The sequence below is a fragment of the Candidatus Zixiibacteriota bacterium genome (assembly GCA_017999435.1).
Lineage (GTDB): Bacteria > Zixibacteria > MSB-5A5 > GN15 > FEB-12 > JAGNLV01.
The window spans coordinates 43691-64900 of the sequence record JAGNLV010000002.1 but is presented as its reverse complement, the minus strand read 5'-3'; the positions used below and the strand labels follow the sequence as shown (position 1 = coordinate 64900).

Genomic DNA, 21210 nt, shown 5'->3' with positions numbered 1-21210 from the left:
ATAGTCATAGCCAACACCTGGCAAAAGTAATCGTTTGTTTCGCCCTCAGTCGAGATTGACGAAACAACATACAAGACGCACTTTCGTGCAGGCAACCTGACACCGACTCATTCTACCTGCGCTTCCAGATCGTAGTCGACGAAACACCATTGTACTTTCCTGTTACCTGTAAATCGCCGCTCTCGGTGAGGTGAATATCCGTTATCGTGAAGTGTGGACCTTCACGACGATCAGTACTTGCGGGCACATTCTTTCTTGTCGTCTTATCTCCCGATACTTCCTCCCAGATGTGAGCCTCCGTATCGGTAGTTGTGACCCAAGTGACATCCGCGACCCCGTTCACAAGTCGACCCGTGCCCATTTCAAGTATTCTTGATGTGAAGGCCGTGTTGCTGACCTTTATTACTTGTCCAAACGCCGAGGAATTGAGCATAGGTCCTCCGGGCCAATACATGGTAGTGGACTTGCTAAATCTGATTTCCGTTCCGTCTACTGTCAATGTCGTCGCTGTCCTATTCACTTGCCCAACTCCCATGTTTACATAGGATGTATCAACCCCGTACTGATACGTGCCAGAAATGCTATTACCGGAACTCACCTCGATTACTCTTAGGCGACCACCGATTTCATAAGCATGCTGACTCGGAGCTGGTGTCGTCTTGAACTCCTGTTCCATTGCCGACGCTTCTGGGCTTTCAGGCATGTCTTGAGGTAGCACTTCCACCGTCTCGTATCCTGCCTCACTCATCAATGAATCCACCCTTGGCCGCAATTGCTTCCCCGATATCTCTGAAACCAGATACGACACTATTCCCGCGACTATGCGATTTCGTAGCTCAGCGTCGTCCGTTAACGGTGACGACTGCCAGTAGCAAAGGTAACTGAGGGCCGACTGTATCTCAGAATCATTCCCTCCAGCCAATGTCACTCCGCCTGCCACGGCTACAGCAGCGACCAGGTGCTCCAGATATCCCCATTCCGGACGGTCAGTGGAATATTCCTGAGCAGACTCCGGGAACACCGACTGCACAATATTACTCTCAGGATTGCCCTTCGGAACGACCTGCCCTGAAGCAACCTGTTCGGAGACTCCCTTGTTAGCTGAAGATGCTTTTCCCTTCGTCGCCGCCTGTTCCAGGAATTCGCATGTGGCCAAATGGAGCTTCGCCTCGCGGCGGCGCTTATCGCTAATCCCCACTTGAGCGGAGTCCCCGGCGATCCACCGATAATGAGTGAGAGCCTCCCGATACCTACCTTGGTATTCCAGGAGATTTGCAATCTTCCAGCGGCTGTCTGAATCGTCGGGGTGGGCTGCGACAGCCGCAGCCAATTCGTCGAGTTGTCCTCCAGCCCCGCTGATCTTGACTTCGCCAGATTGTGCCCCTCCGAAAATCGACGTAAGTGGCTGCTGCTTGGTTGAACTTGTGTCAGAATGAACAAGGGGTCCACCGAACGGAGCCCCAAGAAGCGGGCTACCCAACTGCTTGATACCCTTCGACGTCTGTGCGACCTCATCCACGCTGTACGGATGTCGAGTGAGCTTCTTCCTGGTTTCTTTGTTAAGAAGGCTCCAATCCTCTACTGCCGACGCTGTCCAGTACAGCTGATCTCGAGTTAACGGTCCCACGTATGGCCCGCAGACCTCACCCGATATTGCTATCATCACTACTGCAGGTAGCTCTATTGATTTGAATTGTTCAGGCAGAGGAAAACGCTTTATATCCTCCGGAGAGACCTGGAGTGAGCCAATGATCTCGTACTGCGACATCTTCAGCGCTTTGGCCGTCACCCACCGATCAGAAAGCAGGTCTTCGCCAAGGATGACTTCAGATTCATACTGAGGGCACTCTGGACAGCCTTCACCTCCTATGAATAGGAACAGAGGCCTCCCCTCGGCTTTGGCTAGTCTGAGGCCTTCATCAAAAGAGAGCCAATTGACCGTCTGCGCTTCCTGTCCCCTTCCAAGCCCAGAAAGGGTACTCAGCAAGAACAATAGAACTACTAACTGTGAGGCACGATTACGGGACATCTGGTTAGCTCTCCTCTCAAATCGTCATGTAGATACAACAGCTGTTCTTTGTGATCCAGTCCAAGTACAGACGCCAGACCAAAATCGACGATTCGCGCTCTGCCGTGCGAATCGATCAGGATGTTCGACGGCTTGATGTCACGGTGGGTGATCCCCTTTTCGTGCGCCGCCTGAAGACCGTCACACACTTGAATCCCAATTTCGAGAACGCGATCGATAGGAACTGACCTGTCAGAAATCACTTCCTTGAGCGACTGCCCCTCGATGTGCTGCATGGAGAAGAACGGCCGACCTTGGTACTCGCCGACCTCATGAACCGCAACGATGTTAGGGTGATCGAGCCTCGCCGCCGCCTGCGTTTCGCTCTTGAACCGGGCGCGACAGTCCGCATCCTGACAGAGATGGGGAGGAAGGAACTTGAGTGCGACTTTTCGATTCAGCTCCGTATCCTCAGCCAGATACACTTCCCCCATGCCACCAGCGCCGATGCGCTCGATGATGCGATAATGCCCGATCTGGATGTCCTTCTGAAGCTGAGTGCACGATCGGGTCTTGTCGTCTGAATCGCTTTCCGGCACGATCGACAATCTCCCGGTAGTGGCGGACTGACTCCGCCGGTTGCCTAAGGCCTGCTATAATATAGAAGTTATTGACAATCCGGGCAACAAGTTAACAGGTGATATCCGGGATGCCGTACCGTCGAAATGGTAACTGAGATGAATGACTTCAATTGACTCTGGCCCTATCGGATCACATTGTTCAAGCATGTTAGCATGGATCCGGGTCCGAAGAGTGATGCTCATAACTGGGGAGACGTAAGGCAAGCGCGACTTGTATGCATGGCGGCGATATATAGACCAATATTAACTATGATCTGGTTTGGTCGAGTGTGACGAAATCGTGACCAACGTCATCGCAAGTCGTTGATAATTCGTTGGGGGATAAGAGGGGTGGGGGGAATAGGCAAATCATCCCACCCCTTGTGTCATAGTAACTTAGTGTGGGACAATGATTTGGAGGTGGGGGGAATCGAACCCCCGTCCGAATCTAACGCCAAGCCGCCGAACTACGTGCGTAGTCGATCTACCATTCTCGCTCCGACCGCTGCCGATCGACAGGCCACCGCCGAAGCCAGCCTCTGAGCTTTAAGCCCGCTTTAGAGACATCAGCCGACCGAGCCTTCCGTCATCGACGCCGCGGCTCCCGACCCGAAAGACAAAATCGGGCGCGACGGGCTGAACCTAAGATTCTCTCTTAGGCAGCCATAGCGAAATTAGCTTCGCCATTTATCGGTTTGCCTGAATTGGTAACGGGGCTCCAGACATCCCCGGCACGCCGACAACTCCTCGCTAAACCCGTCGAAACCTGGTCACCCCCATATCGTGACAAGCGTTTCTGCAGGCTCAAGAGAAGCCGCCGCCTCTTGAGCTGTCAAAGAACACTGCGGGTCATCGCCGAACCCCAATATACGCTATCGACCGGAATACGCAATGCCCGCACTGTTGTAACGAAAATCCCCCGCCGATGTTCCACTCCGCCCCGCCGATCCGGAGCCGCAGGCCCACGATCAGGTCGGACGGCCAAGCCGTCGGCCCGCAATCCAACAGTCCCGCCGGATCGCCAGCGCGCAGTCAACCGGTGCTGTCAAACCGTCGGTTCGCGATCCCGCCGGCTCGCCGGGCGGCCGCCGTCCGGGATCCTCTTGCAGCCCTTGCGCTGCAAGCGGCTCCACCGGACTGACGCACGATCCCGCCGTGCCGGCCGCGTCCCCGCCCCCTACACGGCCTCCGCCACCGCCGCGGCGTCGGTCGCTTCGACCTCGTGCCGCCGCCGCGAGGACAGGTAGGTGTACAGCGCAGGGATGACGAAGAGCGTCAGCACCAGCGAAAACAGAAGTCCGCCAATAATCACGATACCCATCGAGGCCCGGCTCTTGGAGGCCGCCCCGAGGGCCAGCGCGATCGGCAGCACCCCGAACACGGTCGCCAGACTCGTCATCAGGATCGGCCGGAACCGCTGCGCCGCCGCGTCGATCACCGCCTCCCGAATCCCCAGTCCCTGGGCACGCCGCTGGTTGGCGAATTCGACGATCAAAATCCCGTTCTTGGTCACGATCCCGACCAGCGCGATGATGCCGATCTGGCTGAATATGTTGAAGGTCTGCCCGAACAGCCACAGCGAGAGGATCGCCCCGGCCAGCGCCAGCGGCACCGTGAACATGATGATCAGGGGATCGCGAAAACTCTCAAACTGGGCCGACAGAATCAGGTACACCAGGACGAGGGCGAGCACAAAAGCGAAGTACAGCGTGTTCGAGCTCTCGGCGTACTCCTTGGCCGTCCCGGCCAGACTGGTGGAAAACGACTCGTCCAGCACGCTGTCGGCGATCCCCTGCATTTCGTCGATAGCCGTCCCGAGCGCTACGCCGGGCGCCGGGGCTGCGCTCACGGTGGCCGCGACATACCGGTTGTACCGGTACAACTGCGGCGGGCTGCTCCGGTAGGAGAGCGTCACCACGTTGTCCAGTTGGATCAGTTCCCCCCGGTTGTTGCGGATGTAGATGGAGCTGAGGTCCAGGGGTTCATCGCGGTTGGGCCGGTCGGCCTGCGCGATCACCGGGTACTGCTTGCCGTTCATGATGAAGTAGCCGTAGCGCTGGCCGCTGAAATACAGCTGGAGGGTCTCGGCGATGTCGCGCACCGTAATCCCGAGGGCCCGGGCGCGGTCACGGTCGATCCCGACGGTCAGCTCCGGCTTGTTGAAGCGGAGGTTGAGATCGACCACCTGGAAAACGGAATCGGTCTGCGCCCGCTCCATGAACGGCGGGATCGCCGCCTTGAGCTTCTCCAGCGTCGGCGCCTGGATGACCAGTTGCACGGGCAGTCCCGGGCCGCGGCCGCTGCCGATGGTCTGCTCCTGCGTGACGAACGCCCGGGCGAACGTCTCCGCGCGGAGCCGCGCGCCGATCGCATCGGCAATTTCCTGCTGGGTGCGCGCGCGCCGGTCGGGCGGCGTGAGGTTGACCCGCACGAAGCCGCTGTTGGCCGAGCCTCCCCCGCCCCATCCGGGGGCCGTCATCGCCATGATCACATCCCGCTCCGGGAGCGTGTCGACGATGCCGATCAGGCGGTCGATATACGCGCTCATGGCGTCGAACGATGTTCCTTCGGGGGCGGTGGCGTTGATCACCAAGCGGCTCCGGTCCTCCATGGGCGCGAGTTCCGAGGGGATTGTGGCGCCGATGCCGAAAATGAGCGCCAGGGCGGCGGCCATGATCACCGGGGCGAGCAGTCGCCGCTCAATGAACCGTCCCAGCAGCCGCCGGTAGCCCGCCGCCAGCGCGGCGAACCGCCGCTCGCTCCAGAGGAAGAGCCGGTTTTCATGCTCGCTCTTGTGCAGCAGGTGCGCGCTCATCGTCGGCGTCAGCGTCAGCGACACAAACGCCGAAATGAGCACCGCCCCGGCCACCACGATTCCGAATTCCCGGAACAGCCGCCCCGTCAGCCCCTGCAGGAAAATGATCGGCAGGAACACCGAAGCCAGCGTGATCGTGGTCGACAGGATGGCGAAGAATATCTCCCGCGACCCGCGGTGGCCCGCCTCGACCGGCGGCATGCCCCGCTCGATCTTGCTGTAGATGTTCTCCAGCACCACGATCGCATCGTCGACCACGATCCCCGTCGACAGCACGACCCCGAGGAGAGTAAGGATGTTGATCGAGAAGTGAGCCGCGTACATGATGAAGAAGGTGCCGATCAGCGAGATGGGGATTGCGAGCATCGGGATAATCGTCGTCCGCCAGTGCCGCAGGAACACGAAGATCACCAGCAGGACGAGCAGGATCGCGATCAGGATCGTCTCGCCCACCTCGGTGATGGCGCGGCGGATGCTCGCGGTCGTGTCCATCGCGATATTGAGCGTGAGATCGTCCGGAAGTTCCCGGGCGATCTGCTCCACCCGCCGGTAGACTTCATCGACGATGGCGATGTGGTTGGACCCCGGCTGGGGTGTGATGGCCACCGCGACCATCGGAATGCCCCCGTTGCCGCGCAGACTCGTGCGCTCGTTTTCCGGCGCGAGGATCGCTTCGCCGACGTCCCGCAGGCGCACCACCGAGCCGGCCGTTTCCCGGATAATCAGGTCGTTGAACTCCGCCGGCGTCGATATCCGTCCGAACGTGCGGATCGACAGCTCCGTCGCGTACCCTTCGATCATCCCCGAGGGCAGTTCCACGTTTTCCCGGTTGAGGGCATCGCGCACGTCGAGCGGGGTGAGGCCGTGGGCCGCCAGCCGCCCCGGATCGATCAGCAGCCGCATGGCGTAACGTTTCTCGCCCCAGATTCCGACCTCGCTGATCCCCGGAATCGTCTGCAGCCGCTCCTTAAACTCGTCGTTCGCGATCGCCGACAGTTCCAGGAGCGACCGCCGGTCGCTCTGGAGCGTCATCGAGAGGATCGGCGTCGCGTCGGCGTCCGCCTTCGACACGATCGGCGGGTCCACATCTTTGGGCAGGCTCCCCAGGGCGCGCGACACGCGGTCCCGGACGTCGTTGGCCGCCGCCTCCATGTCCACCCCGAGCTCGAACTCGACCCGGATCGAGCTCCGCCCGTCGCGGCTCGTCGACGTCAGCGACCGGATCCCGGAAATCCCGTTGATCTCCTCCTCGAGCGGCTCGGTGATCTGCGATTCGATCACGTCGGCGTTGGCCCCGGTGTACGCGGTCGAGACCGAGATGATGGGCGGGTCGACATTCGGATACTCCCGCACGCCGAGGAAGAAAAAGCCGATCCCCCCGAACAGCACGATCAGGATCGAGAGCACGGTGGCGAGCACCGGCCGGCTGATGCACAGGGAGGAAATGTTCATAGTCCGGTCCGGCTGCGGTCGGCCGGCTCGGGCCGCGCCGCCACCTTCTTCCCGTCGTTCAACTGCAGCAGCCCGGTGGTGATGACGGTGTCGCCGGGGGCAAGTCCCTGGATGATCTGGGCGGTGCGCTCTCCCCGAAGGCCGACCGTCACCGGCGTCGCCCGGGCCGCGCCCTCGCGGCACACATAGACGAGGTCGCCGCCGAGCTGCGGGACAATCGCCTGGGCCGGCACAATCAGGGCGTCGGGGAGATGCTCCAGCGTAATTTCCACTTTGGCGAACGACCCGGGGATCAGCCGCCCATCCGGGTTCGGCACGGTCGCCCGCGCTTTCAGCGTCCGCGTCGCCGGGTCCACTTTGGCCTCGACCGCGTACACCGTCCCCTCGTGGCGCTCCGGCGCGTCGCCGACCTGCACCAGCACCGGCGTCTTCACCGCGAGCTTCCCGGCGTGCTTCTCCGGAATCGAGAACTCCACCTTGACGGGGTCGGTGTCCTGCATCGTGGCCACCAGCGTGCTCGGCGTCACCACGCCCCCGGCGCTGATGTAGCGCAGCCCGACCGTCCCGTCGAACGGCGCGAGGATCTCCGTCTCCGCGAGCTGCGCCTCGATCACCTCGCGCTCCGCCTGAATCATCCGGAGCTTGTTCAGCGTGCGGTCGTAGTCCTCCTGGCTGATCCCCTTGATATCGAGGAGGGCATTCGCCCGCCGCTCTTCTTCAGCCGCCAGCGCCTCCTCGTGCTGCTTGCGCCTCAATTGCGCCTCCAGCTCGCGGTCGTTGAGTTTCACCAGCAGGTCCCCCTTTTTCACGGCCTTCCCCTCCTCGATATACAGGCCGACCACCCGCCCGGAAATCTCCGGGCGCAGGGCGACCTCTTCGTTGGCCAGCAGGGTGCCGGTTGTGAAGATTTTGTTGTCCAGGGGCTGGGGTTGCACGACGATCACGTTCACGGGCATCGCCGCGCCGCCCGGGTTTCCGCCGGATCGGCCGGCGTCGTCGCCCGGGCTGTCGCCGCACCCGGCCGCCGCGGCGACAGCCGCCCAAAGCAGACACCAATTGCTCGTCTTTCTGATACTCATACTTTTGTCATACACTCACCGGTTTTGAATCGCACCAATATATGCGCGCCCGAGACCCTCAGAAAGGCGAAAACACTCCCGGCCGGCCCGCACCCGATCAGAACGCCAGCCGCACCCCGAACTGGTTCACCGCCTCGGCTTCAAAGGTCGACAACACCCGCTGGTAGTTCAGCGAGACCAGCCCGGTCACCGGCTTGACCAACGACAGCTCGACATAGTGGTCCCGGTTCTGCCCCGGCGTGTAGTCGAAATTGTAGTCGGCGGTGAACTCTAACTTGAAGGTCGTGAACACCTTAAGCGAATTGATCAAGACCAGTTGCAGCGTCCACCCCCGGTCGCCGCCGGCATCGTCGACGCTCCTGAGCATTGTCACCTCGTTGGACAGAGGCATGAACCCGAGCTTCCCGGTGCGGCTCTCCCATGAGGGAATAACCCCTGCGGCGGGACGGGAGGGCCCGCCGGTCAGGGAGGCAACCACGACAACAAACAGCACAAGCTTGCGCATGGCCTGCTCCTTCGGCTTGAGATGGTACGGCGGCGCCTCGTCTGATACGAAGCCCGCCGGCGTACGGATGTCAGGGAGGCAATATAAACAAACGGCGGCTTCCCCGCCAAGGCCTCACGAGGGCGTCTTCTCCGCCGCCTCGGATTTCCCCTCCGTCGCCGGCCGCAGGTAGGTCCCGAGAAACCGGTTGTGGAGCAGATCGTCCAGCGTCACCCACACCGAGCGCGAGGTGTACCCGAGCTCGCGCCGCGCTTTGAGCGAGGAGTACGCCCAGTCGTAATCCAGGAGTTTGACCAGATCGGGATAGAACGCGAGCTTGCCCCGTCCGGTGAGCTTCACCCAGATTCCCCACAGCCGGGCCGCCACCTCGATCACCCCGCGCGGCACGTGCATGACATGGGGCACCCGGCCGAGCGCCTGCGAAATGCTCAGCACCAGTTCGCGGGCCGTGATGTTGTCCCCGGCCAGGATATACCGCTCGTTCGGCCGCCCGCGCTCCAAAGCGGCGATGATCGCCGGTGCGACATCCCGAATGTCCACGAGGTTGAGCCGGTTCGGAAACCCCGGCATCACCAGCCGGGGAAACCGCTTCAGCGCTTTCGCCCGGTCGTCGCCCGTCGACGACGGCGCGACGATGATGGCCGGATTCACGATCACCAGCTGGGTCGCCCCCCCCGCCGCCAGCTTCAGCAACTCCTCCTCGGCCGCCCGCTTCGTCATGAAGTACGGGATGCGCAGGTGCCCGAGATTGAACGGCGTCTCTTCCGTCACCCGCACTCGCGGTCCTCCCGGACGGCCGTCCTCCCCGTTTTTCCGCGGAATTGCCGCCGTCGCCGCGATCGTCGACACGTGGACAAACCGTTCCACCCCCGCTTTCTGCGCCGCCTGGAAGACGTGCACGGCTCCGAAGGTGTTCACGCCCGCGAACTGGGTGAGCCGGTCCTGGCGGAAATTGACCCAGGCCGCGGTGTGGATGATCCCGTCGACGTCCCGCACCAGCGCCTCGATCTGCCCCTCGTTGCCGAGGTCGGCAACCCGTTTTTCCAGGCCGAGCGAATCGATGTACGAGGTGTCGGAGTCGGGCCGCACGTGGGCGATCGGCCGGCATCCCCGGCGCGTGAACTCATAGAGCAACTGCCGGCCGAGCGAGCCGGAAGCACCGGTGACCAGTATGCGCTTGTGCGTTGCCATCTGCTTCGTGAGCTAATTGGGGGCCGCGGCGTCGGCCGCCGGACCCCCGGAAATACGCAAAGAATCTCGACTCTCACAACAGCTTTTATTAGATTAACGCGCGGAAAATGAAGAAAGTCGCATCGTATCTTTGGGGCCGGTGGAGGCGCGCCGCCCGCGTGCTCGGCCGGGCACAGACGCTGGCGCTGCTGGCCGTCCTCTACGCCCTTCTCCTGTCGCCGCTCGGCCTGCTCATGCGTCTGGGCGGATGGGATCCCCTCGATGTTTCCGCGCGGAAAGCCGCCCGCACCACCAATTGGAAACCGGTCGCCCGCCCTGCGCCCGACCGCGAGGCGCTCCGACGGCAGAGCTGACATGAATATCCTCGGCCTATCCTGCTTCTACCACGACGCCGCGGCAGCGCTGGCGGTCGACGGCCGTCTCGTGGCCGCCGCCCAGGAGGAGCGTTTCAGCCGCCTCAAGCATGATCCCGAGCTGCCGGTCCGCGCCGTGCGCTGGGCCCTCGACCGGACCGGTCTGTCGACAGCCGATCTCGACGCCGTGGCCTTCTACGACAAACCGATTCTCAAATTCGACCGCATCCTGACCGGCTGTCTCGCCGCCCCTTTCCGCTCCTGGCGCCCGTTCCTGACCGCCCTGCCGGTCTGGCTCGGCCGCAAGCTCTGGACCGACCACATCATCCGCAAGGAACTGGGATTTGACGGCGAGGTGCTCTATCTCCCGCACCACCTCTCGCACGCCGCCGGCGCTTTTTTCACCTCCCCGTTCAGCGATGCCGCAGTGCTCACGGTCGACGGCGTCGGGGAGTGGGCCACGGCCTCCTACGGCGTGGGCGAGGGCAACCGGGTCCGGCTGATCGCCGAGATGCACTACCCGCACTCCCTCGGTCTGCTCTATTCGGCCCTCACCTACTACCTCGGCTTTCGCGTCAACTCGGCGGAGTACAAAGTGATGGGTCTCGCCCCGTACGGCAAGCCGCGCTATGCCGACCTGATCGAGGACAGGCTCGTCACCGTCCATGCCGACGGCTCGCTCCACCTCCGAATGAAATACTTCACTTTTCACCGCAGCCTGACCATGACCGGACGGGCCATCGAACGTCTTTTCGGCTGTCCGCGCCGCGCGCCCGGCGCGCCGCTGGAGCAGTTCCATGCCGACGTGGCGGCCTCGCTCCAGGCGGTGACGGAGAAGATCGTCCTGGCGATGGCGCGGCATGTGCGCGAGACGACGGGCAAGTCCCGGCTGTGCCTGGCGGGGGGGGTCGCTCTCAACTGCGCCGCCAACGGCGCCCTGCTGCGCTCGGGGCTTTTCGAGGACGTCGCCATCCAGCCGGCCGCCGGCGATGCCGGGGGGGCGGTCGGCGCGGCCCTGTACGCCCACTTCTGTCTCACGGGCGCCGCTCGCCAACCGCAACCCTTTTTCGGGATCGGCCCGAATTTCGACCATGCGATCGCCCCCTTTTTGGCCGCCCACCGCATCCCGCACACGGCGGGCGATCGGGCCGCCCAGTTGCGGCGCGTCGCCGCCGCGCTCGCCTCGGGCCGCATCGTCGGGTTCTATCACGGCGGCGCCGAGTTCGGACCGCGCGCCCTCGGCTTCCGTTCTATCCTGGCCGATCCCCGCGACCCCCGCATGAAGGAGAAGATCAACGCGGCCGTGAAATTCCGCGAACCGTTCCGCCCCTTCGCCCCGGCGGTCATGTGCGAGCACGCCGCCGACTACTTCGAATGCGACCGCCCTGCCCCCCACATGCTCGTCAACTTCACCGTCCGCGCCGACAAGCGCAGCCTGATTCCCGCGGTCACCCATGTCGACAACTCCACCCGCATCCAGACGGTGGCCGAGGCCGACAACCCGCCCCTGTACCGCCTCCTGGCCGAATTCAAATCCCTCACGGGAATTCCGGTCCTGCTCAACACCTCGTTCAACCTGCGCGGCCACCCGATTGTCAACACCCCCGAGGAAGCGTTTGCGACCTTCTGCTCGGGCGGTCTTGACATTCTCCTTCTGGGTGACTATCTAGTGAAGAAAGAGGAGATTCCCGAAGCGCTGCGGCAGCGTTTCCGTTTGGTGCAGGCGGAGGACTGAAGTGTCTGCGCGCCGCAGGAGTAATCTCCCGTGAGGCAATCGGTTATGGCCGGACGAGTCAAAATCCTCGCCGAGTTCTGGTACTTCCTCCGGACCTCCCGAAAGTGGTGGCTCGGGCCGATCCTGGTATTGCTCGTGCTGGTGTCGGCCCTGATCCTCTTCACCGAATCCTCCGCTCTCGCCCCCTTTATCTACTCGCTCTTCTGACCGCGGGGCCGGCTGCTCTCCCCCTGACAAACATCCCCGCGCGGCATATATTGGTTTCATGCCGCCGCGAGACACTTATCCGGTGCTCTTCCGGACCGCCGCCGTGCTCCTGTCGCTGGCGCTCTTTGTCGCGCTCGCGGAGGGCGTCGTCCGCCTCGCTGGTCTCGATCCCTATTTCCAGAACCGCTTCTTCACTGTCAACCGGGCGCTCGATTATCCCGAGATTTTCGACAAGGACCACGAACTCTTCTGGCGCTTCCGCCCCGATCAGAGCGTGACCTCCCGCTTCTTCATCGGGCGCACCCACCGCATCAACAGCGCCGGTCTCCACGGCCCCGAGATCACGCCGGCCGAGGGGCGCACCCGTGTCATCACGCTGGGCAACTCGTGCACTTTCGGATGGGGCGTCGCGACCGAGCACGGCTACCCCCGGCTGCTGGATTCCCTCCTCGGCGACTCTTTCCAGGTCATCAACGCCGGTATCCCCGGCTACACCTCGCTGCAGGGCAAGCGTTTTTACCGATCCGATCTGTCCCGCCTTCGCCCCGCCATCGTCACCATCCTCTTCGCTTTCAACGACCACTGGGCGGCCGCCGGCGACCGGGCCGACAAGGACCAGCGTATGCCCCCGCAGTGGCTGCTCGACATTCAAAACGCGCTCGGCCGCCTCCACACCTATCGCCTTCTAAAGAAAGCGATCCTCTCGGCGGTCGAACCGCCCATGGATTCCCTGTTCGACCGCCGCACGCCGATCTACCGGGTCGGGCTGGAGGATTTCCGGGCGAACCTCGAGGATCTCTGCCGGATGATTGTCGCCGACAGCGCGCGGCCGATCCTGCTCACATCGCCCATCCCCGACCTGCCGACCTATTACCCGAAGGGGTATCAGTCGAACCTCCACAAATACCACGAGCGGTACAACGCGGCGATCCGCGAGATGGCCGCCGCCCGCGGTTATGATGTGGTGGATCTGGCGGAGGGCTTTGCCGGCCGGCCGGGGTTGTTCGATGATCCCCTGGTGGATCCGGCCCACTTCAACGACTTCGGCCACCGCCTCGCGGCCGCGATGATCGCAGCCTGCATCAGGGACAGCCTCTAGCTACGGCGCGCTTTCCGCGAACCGGTCCAGCACCGCGATCAGTTTGTCGATGTCGTCTTCGTTGTTGAAGAAATGCACCGAAATCCGGATCGAACCCTCCCGGTGCACGCACGTGATTTTCCGCCGGTAGAGCTCCTTGTGCAGGTCCCGGAACCGGTCGCAGGTGAAAGTGAAAATCGAGGACCGGTGTTTCGGCTCCATCGACGAGGTGATCCGGTAGAACTTGTGTCCCCTGATGTAATCGGCCAGCCGGTCGATCAGGGCGCGGGTGTGGCGCTGGATGTTGCGCGTGCCCAACTCGCGGAACATCGCCGCCGATTCCCGCATTCCCGCCAGATTCAACTCGACGTAGTAGCCCAGCTCGAACCGCGCGGCCGTGGCGAGAAACTCCCGGTCGTACCGGAACAGGTCGCCGAACTTCTGATGCCACTCCACGCCCAGCCAGCTGGCCGAGGGGGGCTGGAGGCGGTCCCGGATGCGATCGGCGATATAGAAAAACCCGCTCCCCTGCGGCGCGAGCAGCCACTTCTGGCACCCGGTCGAGAAGATGTCGATCCCCAGCTTCCGCACATCCAGCGGCTGCATCCCCGTTCCCTGGATCCCGTCGACCACGAAGAACAGCCCATGGTCCCGGCAGAACTCTCCGAGCGCGGCGAGGTCGTTCCGGTATCCGTCGAAAAACTGCACCCACGAGATAGCGAGCACTTTCGACCGCTTGGTGACGGCGCGGCTGAGCTGCTCCACATCGACCCGCCGGTCTCGCGTCTTCACGAACCTCAGGGTAATCCCGCGCGTCTGGGCCGCCCCACGGAATGCGTAGACGAGCGCCGGAAACTCGACATCGGTCAGCAGCACCTCGTCCCCCTTTTTCAGCGGCAGCCCGTAGGCGGCCACGTTCAGTCCGAACGTGGTGTTGAGCCCGATCCCAATCTGGGACGGTCGGGCGCCGATGAGCGCGCCGTAGTCCCGGCGGAGCGCCTCCCGCATGGCGAAGATGCTCGCCGTGCTGTCCTCCGCCGACCGCACCCGCGCCGCAATCGTCTCGGCCAGCGCCCTCTGCACCCGGGTCGAGTACGGCCCGTATGACGCCGAGTTGAAATAGACCAGCTCGCGCGTGTGGGGGAACTCGCCGCGAACCGCCCGGAACTGTTCCGCTGTCGATGTCGTCATCCCGTCCTCACAGACTGTACAGGTAGCCGATGATGGCCAGGCAGCCGCCCAGTTTGAGCAGCAGGCCGAGCAGGAAGTACAATAAATGCGGCATCCAGAGTCTCACGCGCAGCGACAAGCCCATGATCGCGGGGACTCCGCCGAGCACGAACCCGGTTAGGGCCAGGGCGAGCCCCGTGCGGATCCCCGCCAGCGGCAGCACCGCCGTGAAAAATGAGTACGCCAGAGTCGGGATGGCGACAAAAAATAACCCTTCCATGACATACCCGACCACGAACGCCGCCGGCCCCCAGGCCTCGCGCTGGGCCGGCGGAATGCCCTTGGCCATGTCCAGCTTCCGTCCCAGCCACTCGTGCGCCAGCGTCACGACCAGCAGGTACACCCCGCCCGCAATGAGACAATAGGCCATCAGCGTCATGTTGATCACGTGAGCCATCCTTCCCGGCGATACCAGGCAAACGTCTCCCGCGCCCCGTCCGCAAAACCTATCTGGGCCTGAAATCCGAATTCCGCCCGCGCTTTCGCCGTCGAGACTTCCCACGAGGCCAGTAGTTCGCGGCACTTTTCCCGCGTCAACATCGGCGTCGCCCCGGCCAGCCGGAACAATCCCTCCGACACGGCCGCGATCGCGCGAAAAACCCCGCCCGGCAGGCGCAGGCCGATCCCCTTGCGCCCGCCCGCCGCCGCCACCAGATCCACCAGCCGCCCCATCGCGTAAGCCTCCTCTTCGGCGATGAAATACGCCTCCCCGGCGCGCGTTCCCCCCGTCAGCGCCATCACCACCGCCCGGCTGAGATCGTCGGCGTGCACCAGTTGCAGTTTGCGCCTGGGATCTCCGATCACCGGCCGAAGCCCGCGGTGGGCGGCGGCAAAGAACGTCAGCAGCTCGCGGTCCCCCGGTCCGTAGACGGCGGCCGGCCGAAGCGATATCACGTGAAAGCGGTCGGCGAACGACAAGACGGCGCGCTCTCCGGCCAGCTTCGAGCGACCGTAGGTCGTGATCGGCTGCGGCTCGTCCGCTTCGGTCACCGGGCGGCCGTCGGTCGAGGGTCCGGCGGCGGCGAGCGACGAAATGTAGACCAATTTCCGGACCGGCGCCTGCTCCGCAATCACCGCCTCGCACACCCGCCGCGCCCCGGCCTCGTTCACCTCGAAATAGGTCGCGGCGCGTTTGGCTTTGACCGCTCCGGCGTTGTGCACCACATAGTCCGTTCCGGCCACCATGGGCCGAAGCCCCTCGACGGTCGAGAGATCGCCGAAGCGGTATTCAACCGGGACATCTTTCAGAAGGGAAACATCGGCCGTTTTCCGAACACCGGCGATCACCCGGTAACCGGCCGCCTGCAAGGCGCGACACAGCCTCGAGCCCACAAAACCGTTGGCCCCCGTCACCAGAACCGTTGCCTTTGTCTCGCTCACCCCGCCAATGTAGACAAATTGACACCCGCGGACAACATCCGTTTGGCGAAAGGCCCGCCCGGTTTTCTGTCGGAGTCAAATACGTGATGCCCAGGATTCCATAGGTGATTGGTCGGAGGTTGCCGACCGCTCATTCTTTGAGCGCGGGGGAGAGCCCGCCGCAAAGCACCGTATCCGGCACCGGGGAGAACGCCGCCGCGCCGACCGGCTGATCGACCGGTCCTGCTTCGCCGGGCGCTGCGAACCCGGCCGTGGAACAGACTAAGCGGGATTCCGCGTTCTCTTGCCTCCCTTCATGCGAAAGCCGGGCCGATCACTCGGCCCGGCCGCTCGCATTGCACTGACCTCACAGTGGGCTAATTTGGTCTCACGGTGACGCAGATGTCGATCCCGTGGCCGTAGGGATTCGGCTTGATCCGCTCAATCCGAATCGTCGCATCGGCGGCCAGTTCCCGCTCCACGACAAACTCCGGCTGGTTCCAGACATCCCACAGGTACTCCGCGCCCCCGATCGTGATCTTCACCACGTTCGACGGGTGTTCGCGTTCGGCCAGCCCGCGGAACTCCAGCCGGTACGGCCCCGCCTCGTTGCTCAGCAGCCAGATAATCTCTTTCTGGCCGGCCCCGAGGTTGGCGCAGTGCGACGTGAGGATCGTATCCGGCACCACAACGTATACCGTGTCGACAATCGTCAGCGTGTCCGTCTGGATGATGGTGTCAGTCACGATCACCGTGTCCGTCTGGATCACCGTGTCCACCTGAATGATCGTGTCGGCCACCACGAGCGTGTCCACCAGTTCCAGCGTGTCCACGGTCGTGACCGTGTCGACATGGACGAGCGTGTCGGTGACAATCACCGTGTCGACCGCCAGCAGGGTGTCCGTCTGCACGAGCGTGTCGACCACCAGGAGGGTGTCGTACTCGGTCAGCGTATCGACCCAGGTCACCGTGTCCACCTCGATGAGGGTGTCGACGATGAAGGTGGTGTCGTAGTTGTTGAGCGTGTCGACCTGGATAATCGTATCCACCGTGGCGATCGTGTCGAGCACGATCACCGTGTCGTACTGAATGGTCGTGTCGACCAGCGTGATCGTGTCCCAGAACTCGGTCGTGTCGACCTGAATGACCGTGTCGTAGAGCGTGGTCGTGTCGACGAGGAAGGTCGTATCATACCAGTGCACGGTGTCGATCAGAGTCACGGTGTCGAACTCCAGCAGGGTGTCCACCCGGAAGAGCGTCTCGACCGCCGCGCTGTCGATCACGATGATCGTGTCCCAGAGGAAGATCGTGTCGGGCGGTTCCGGCTCCGGCCGCGGCGGGTTCCCGTTGTCGAGAGTTTCCAGCGGGCTGGAGCAGTTCAGGAGCGCCTGGGCGGCCAGGAATAGGAGCGCCACCGCCGACAGAAAAACGACTCGTTTCATCGGGCGCCTCCTATTTCGACAAAGGCGGTGAGGGTCAGCATGAACTGCCCGTTCTTCGCCATCGATTTCAGGTCCTCGGTGATGCGGTGGCGGGCGGGGTTGTAGGCGCCGGTGATGGCGAGGTGGTCGAACGGCACCGCCCGCACCCCGACCATCGGCCCCTCCGACAGCCGCACGTATTTGTAGTAGTACTCGGAGATCTCTTCAAACCGCATCCAGCCGCCCACCGCGCCGACCGGGATATTTTTCAGCGGGAAGACCACCACCTGTCCGCCGGCCAGCCGCCGCTTGGTTTTGAGCAGTTGGTCCTCAAACTGGAACTCGCTGTTCCACAGCGTGTACCCGAACACCCCTTCGAGGTACACCGTCCTCTTCCATGACAGCGCCCCGGTGACAATGGGGAGGCCGCCGAACGGGGAGGTGGAGACGCCGGCCCCGAACTGCAGACCGAGGAAATCGTCAAGTGCGGGGGCCTCCCCCGGCACTTCTCTCACCGTCTCGGTGAAGTGCTTTTCCACGGGCGGCCGCTCCTCGAGCGCGCTCACGCGGCCCCCGAGATCCGACAGCTCCCGCACGACCCGCACGCTCGCGAAGCGGTGCGCCTCGCCGGCCGCGAGGACGTCGACCGACTGGATGATGATCCGGTGCGGGTCGATCTTGAATTTGTCCACCAGCAGGTTGCGCAGGACATGGGCGCGCCCGATCGCCAGGCCGGGATTCTTCGCGTCGTGGTGCTCGCGGTACTCCAGCCCGTCCGCCCCGCCCGTCACCACCGCCAGCATCAGCGGGTACTGCGCCAGCGTATCGGCCAGCGCCTGCAGGTCGGCGTAGTACGGCTGGAAAAACTCCTCGCCGATGCTGCCGCCGACCGCCTCCGGGAAGCCCGGGATGACGACTTCCTGCGCCCCGGCTGTCGCGCCGAGGACGAGCCCAAGCGCGACCATCGTTAGGAAAGCTCTCTTCATAGAAGACCTCTGTTTACGTCGGGAGCGCCGCCTGTCGGCCGTGGTCAGCGGCTGCACAGTTTTCGGCCCGCGCCGCCGGCCCCCGGTCCGGGACCGGCCCGCCCGGCCGTCTATTCCGCAATGCGCTGCAGGTTGCATGCTCCCGGTTTGGTCATTGTTTCTTCTCGCCATTGGCGGCGGTCGGCGGAAGACTGCTGGCCTTGCCCGATTCGCCGCTTCTGACGTAGCCTGACAGCAAACGCCGTTCCTGCCGCCCGGCACCTCCCGCTTGTCCCGCCGGCCCCAGTCGGTTATACTGTACCCGGACTCTGTGAGAACGACCGACAGACCGGTAACCGAGGAGAGAGGCCCGACCATGACCAACGAGAAATCAATCTCTCAGAAGATGGCCGAGTTCGCCGTCGAACTCCGCTATGACGACCTCCCCGAAGACGTCGTCCATGAAGTAAAACGCTACCTCTACGATTCGGTCGGCTGCGCCTACGGCAGCTACCATACCAAGGACGTCAACATCATCCGCGACCTCTGTCGCGAGATGGGGGGCCGCCCGGAGGCCACGGTCATCGGCTTCGGCGACCGCCTCCCCGCGGTCAACGCCACCCTCGTCAATTCGCTCATGATCCGGGCGCTCGATTTCAACGACATCTACTGGCGGGAGGACCCTTCCCACCCCTCCGACCTGATCCCCGCCGCGCTGTCGGTCGGCGAGCTGGTCGATGCCCCCATGCGCGACGTCATCGTGGCCATCGTCCTCGCCTACGAGTTCGAGCAGCGCCTCTGCGAATTCGCCGTCCCCGGCGTCCGCGAACGCAAGTGGCACCATGCCACCCTCACCCAATTCGTCTCGCCGATCGTCGCGGGCAAAGTGCTCGGGCTGACAGCCGCGCAGATGGCCAACGCCATCGGCATCAACGGCTGCCACAACCACACCATCGGCTGCCCGACCGCCGGCAAGCTGACCATGATGAAGAACACGGTCGACCCGATGGCCGTGCAGGCGGGCGTCTTCGCCGCCCTCATGGCCGGGAAGGGGTACACCGGCACGACCGCCGTGTTCGACGGCAAAGAGGGACTCATGGATGTGTTCGGCCCCGAGTGGGACCTCCACCGCCTCCTCGGGCACCTCGGCGAGAAGTACAAAATCCTCGAGTGCGGCATGAAGGCGTTTCCCACCGAAGCGCTCACCCACACCCACCTGACCTGCCTGCTCAAAGTAGTCACCGAGAACAACATCACCTACGACCAGGTGGAGGAGGTCATAGTCACCACCATCGCCCGCGCCTGCGACATCCTCTTCGACCCCCACAAGTACCGTCCCGACTCGCGCGAGACGGCCGACCACTCCCTCCCCTACTGCCTCGCCGCCGCCCTCGTCGATCACGAAATCTCCGTCCAGTCGTTCAGCGAGAAGAAGCTCAAGGACGAACGCATCTGGCAGGTCATCGACAAAATCAAGGGCGAGGCGTCGACCGAGTTCGAGGCCATGTTCCCGGCCAAACAGCCCTCGCGCGTGGTCGTGCGGACCAGGGACGGCCGGTCGTACTCCGCCTACCTCGAGTACCCCAAGGGGGATCCGCGGGAACCGATGACCATGCACGACCTCGAGGTGAAGTTTAAGGGGAACAGCGCGGCCCTGCTGGCTCCCGAGCGGCAGACGGCGGTCCGCGACGCCATCTTCGCCTGCGAGAAATTGTCCTGCCGGGACCTGATGGCCAAACTCGTGGTGTGAGACCGCGGCCCGGGGTGGGCCGCCGCAAAGGTCAAAACTCCTGCGGTATTGACGGCGAGCCATGATAGCCGACCACCGACATTCGCTTCGGCGTCCGCGCGGCGTGTTCGACTTTGCCGCACTTGCCGAACGCCCGGTCCCGGCGATTTTCGCTCACCGGGGGGCCTCGCGCCTCCACCGCGAGAACACCCTCCGGGCATTCACCGCGGCGATCGCCCTGGGGGCCGATGGCATCGAGGTCGACGTGCGCCGCACGCGCGACGGCGTCCTGGTCGTGCACCACAACGCCCGCCCCCTCGGATCATCGCGCCGGATCGCGAGCCTCGACTACGACGCCCTCCTTGAGCTGGCCCGTCGCCGCGCCTACCATGTCCCCACGCTCGAGGAGACGCTCGACCTGTGCGCGGGGCGGGCCGCCCTCGACCTCGAACTGAAAGAGTCTGGTTATGAAGCGGAGGTGGTCCGGCTGGTGCGCCGCCGCTACGATTTGCGCCACGTCGCTTTCACCTCGTTCCGCGGCCCGGTGGTCGCGGCCCTTCGGAAAGCCGCTCCCCGCGCCGCCCTCGGCCTGCTGGTCGGCCCGGCGGCGCCCGGCACGTTGCGCCTGGCCCTCCGGCGCAGCGCTCTGGCGCGGAAAATAGACCGCGTCGGCGCCGACTTCATCGCCCCCCACCGCCGCCTCGTCACCCGCGCTTTCAGCGCCCGCATGGAGGAACTCGGCGTGCCTGTCGCCGTCTGGACGGTCAACACCCTCCCCGCCGCGCAGCGGCTCACGCGCCGCGGTGTGGCGATCCTCATCACCGATCTTCCCGGCACCATCGGGCCGGCGGTGCGAAGCCTCGGGGAGAAAGGCGCGCGAGGCGAGCCGCCGCGCGAGGATTTGTGATGAAACCGCACTACCTGCTGATCCTGCTCGCCCTGGCCATGCTCGCCGGCGGAGCTGTCGGCCTCGCCCGCACCGGGTCGCCCATCCCCCTTCTCATCAACAGCGCCCTGGCCCTGCTCACCCTTATCCTGGCGCTGGTCGTTTCCCGGGACTCGCGCCGGGTACTGCTCGCCGCTACCGTCTGGGTCGCGCTGTGCGTCCTCCTTTACACCTATATGACGATCATTCCGCCAGCCGCCCACAACCCTTCGCGTCCCGGCTCAAAGTACCTCTTCGGGTCAATGGCTCTGGTCGCCTTGATCGTCCTGGTCGGCCTGAGCGGGGGGCTTCGCCGTCGCCGATCTCAACGCCGACTATGAGAGCTATCTCAGTGATCGCCGATTCAAGTCGTTATTGCATAAGTTCTTAATATGCAATATAGGGCACCGGCAAAAAAACCGGCACAAACTATCAGGAAATGTGGTATATATGACTAACAGGTTAGTTAAATCAACTGGTTAGTTATGGATAGAGAAGAAACTGCATTATCCCCCGGCCCTCCTGAGCCGGCGGATTC

General features: G+C 63.6%; 18 protein-coding genes and 1 other RNA gene. 7 read left to right on the top strand and 12 right to left on the bottom strand.

What is annotated here, in order from left to right; translation table 11 throughout:
- Nucleotides 1-112 precede the first annotated feature (112 nt).
- From KA261_05820 to KA261_05790, 7 genes are all read right to left on the bottom strand, one after another.
- Complete coding sequence (locus tag KA261_05820; GenBank protein ID MBP7697308.1) at nt 113-1987, bottom strand: hypothetical protein; 1875 nt, start codon at nt 1985-1987, stop codon at nt 113-115.
- Nucleotides 1988-2001: 14 nt separating this feature from the next.
- Nucleotides 2002-2607, bottom strand: a complete 606-nt coding sequence (locus KA261_05815; protein MBP7697307.1) for a serine/threonine protein kinase — start codon at nt 2605-2607, stop codon at nt 2002-2004.
- Between the two features lie 433 nt (nt 2608-3040).
- Nucleotides 3041-3406: a transfer-messenger RNA gene (gene ssrA / locus KA261_05810) on the bottom strand.
- Nucleotides 3407-3805: 399 nt separating this feature from the next.
- Complete coding sequence (locus KA261_05805) at nt 3806-6895, bottom strand: efflux RND transporter permease subunit (protein ID MBP7697306.1); 3090 nt, start codon at nt 6893-6895, stop codon at nt 3806-3808.
- A complete protein-coding gene (locus KA261_05800) occupies nt 6892-7974 on the bottom strand; it encodes an efflux RND transporter periplasmic adaptor subunit (GenBank protein ID MBP7697305.1) in 1083 nt (360 codons plus the stop codon). Before KA261_05800 ends, KA261_05805 begins: the two co-directional genes overlap by 4 nt.
- Before the next feature lie 97 nt (nt 7975-8071).
- Entirely contained in the window at nt 8072-8479 is a 408-nt protein-coding gene (locus KA261_05795; protein MBP7697304.1) for a hypothetical protein, read from the bottom strand.
- Nucleotides 8480-8593: 114 nt separating this feature from the next.
- Nucleotides 8594-9670: an SDR family oxidoreductase gene (locus tag KA261_05790; GenBank protein MBP7697303.1), complete on the bottom strand. Its 1077-nt coding sequence runs from the start codon at nt 9668-9670 to the stop codon at nt 8594-8596.
- Nucleotides 9671-9777: 107 nt separating this feature from the next.
- Between KA261_05790 and KA261_05785 the strand changes: the two genes are divergently transcribed.
- The 4 genes from KA261_05785 to KA261_05770 are packed head-to-tail and all read left to right on the top strand — an operon-like array spanning nt 9778 to nt 13064.
- Entirely contained in the window at nt 9778-10023 is a 246-nt protein-coding gene (locus KA261_05785; GenBank protein MBP7697302.1) for a hypothetical protein, read from the top strand.
- Nucleotide 10024: 1 nt separating this feature from the next.
- On the top strand, nt 10025-11758 hold the full coding sequence (locus tag KA261_05780; protein MBP7697301.1) for a hypothetical protein: 1734 nt from the start codon (nt 10025-10027) through the stop codon (nt 11756-11758).
- Between the two features lie 45 nt (nt 11759-11803).
- A complete protein-coding gene (locus KA261_05775; GenBank protein ID MBP7697300.1) occupies nt 11804-11965 on the top strand; it encodes a hypothetical protein in 162 nt (53 codons plus the stop codon).
- 58 nt (nt 11966-12023) lie between these two features.
- Nucleotides 12024-13064 (top strand): SGNH/GDSL hydrolase family protein, encoded by a 1041-nt coding sequence (locus KA261_05770; protein MBP7697299.1) that lies wholly within the window; start codon nt 12024-12026, stop codon nt 13062-13064.
- Here the strand turns inward: KA261_05770 and KA261_05765 are convergent, their stop codons facing one another.
- The 5 genes from KA261_05765 to KA261_05745 all read right to left on the bottom strand — a co-directional run bounded on the left by KA261_05765 (nt 13065) and on the right by KA261_05745 (nt 18039).
- Nucleotides 13065-14234, bottom strand: a complete 1170-nt coding sequence (locus KA261_05765; protein MBP7697298.1) for an aminotransferase class V-fold PLP-dependent enzyme — start codon at nt 14232-14234, stop codon at nt 13065-13067. It abuts the gene before it with no gap.
- A 7-nt stretch (nt 14235-14241) separates the two neighbouring features.
- Nucleotides 14242-14661 (bottom strand): hypothetical protein, encoded by a 420-nt coding sequence (locus KA261_05760; GenBank protein MBP7697297.1) that lies wholly within the window; start codon nt 14659-14661, stop codon nt 14242-14244.
- Nucleotides 14658-15653 carry an NAD-dependent epimerase/dehydratase family protein gene (locus tag KA261_05755; GenBank protein MBP7697296.1) on the bottom strand — a complete coding sequence of 332 codons (996 nt, stop codon included), beginning with the start codon at nt 15651-15653 and terminating at the stop codon, nt 14658-14660. Before KA261_05755 ends, KA261_05760 begins: the two co-directional genes overlap by 4 nt.
- A gap of 356 nt (nt 15654-16009) precedes the next feature.
- Entirely contained in the window at nt 16010-17074 is a 1065-nt protein-coding gene (locus tag KA261_05750; GenBank protein MBP7697295.1) for a hypothetical protein, read from the bottom strand.
- Nucleotides 17071-18039, bottom strand: coding sequence for a hypothetical protein (locus KA261_05745; protein ID MBP7697294.1), 969 nt, complete (start codon nt 18037-18039; stop codon nt 17071-17073). Before KA261_05745 ends, KA261_05750 begins: the two co-directional genes overlap by 4 nt.
- A gap of 355 nt (nt 18040-18394) precedes the next feature.
- On the opposite strand from KA261_05745, the gene KA261_05740 reads away from it, so the two are divergent.
- From KA261_05740 to KA261_05730, 3 genes are all read left to right on the top strand, one after another.
- Entirely contained in the window at nt 18395-19768 is a 1374-nt protein-coding gene (locus KA261_05740; GenBank protein ID MBP7697293.1) for an MmgE/PrpD family protein, read from the top strand.
- 61 nt (nt 19769-19829) lie between these two features.
- Complete coding sequence (locus KA261_05735) at nt 19830-20654, top strand: glycerophosphodiester phosphodiesterase (GenBank protein ID MBP7697292.1); 825 nt, start codon at nt 19830-19832, stop codon at nt 20652-20654.
- Nucleotides 20654-21013 (top strand): hypothetical protein, encoded by a 360-nt coding sequence (locus KA261_05730; GenBank protein ID MBP7697291.1) that lies wholly within the window; start codon nt 20654-20656, stop codon nt 21011-21013. The genes KA261_05735 and KA261_05730 overlap by 1 nt, the downstream gene beginning before the upstream one ends.
- Nucleotides 21014-21210 lie beyond the last annotated feature (197 nt).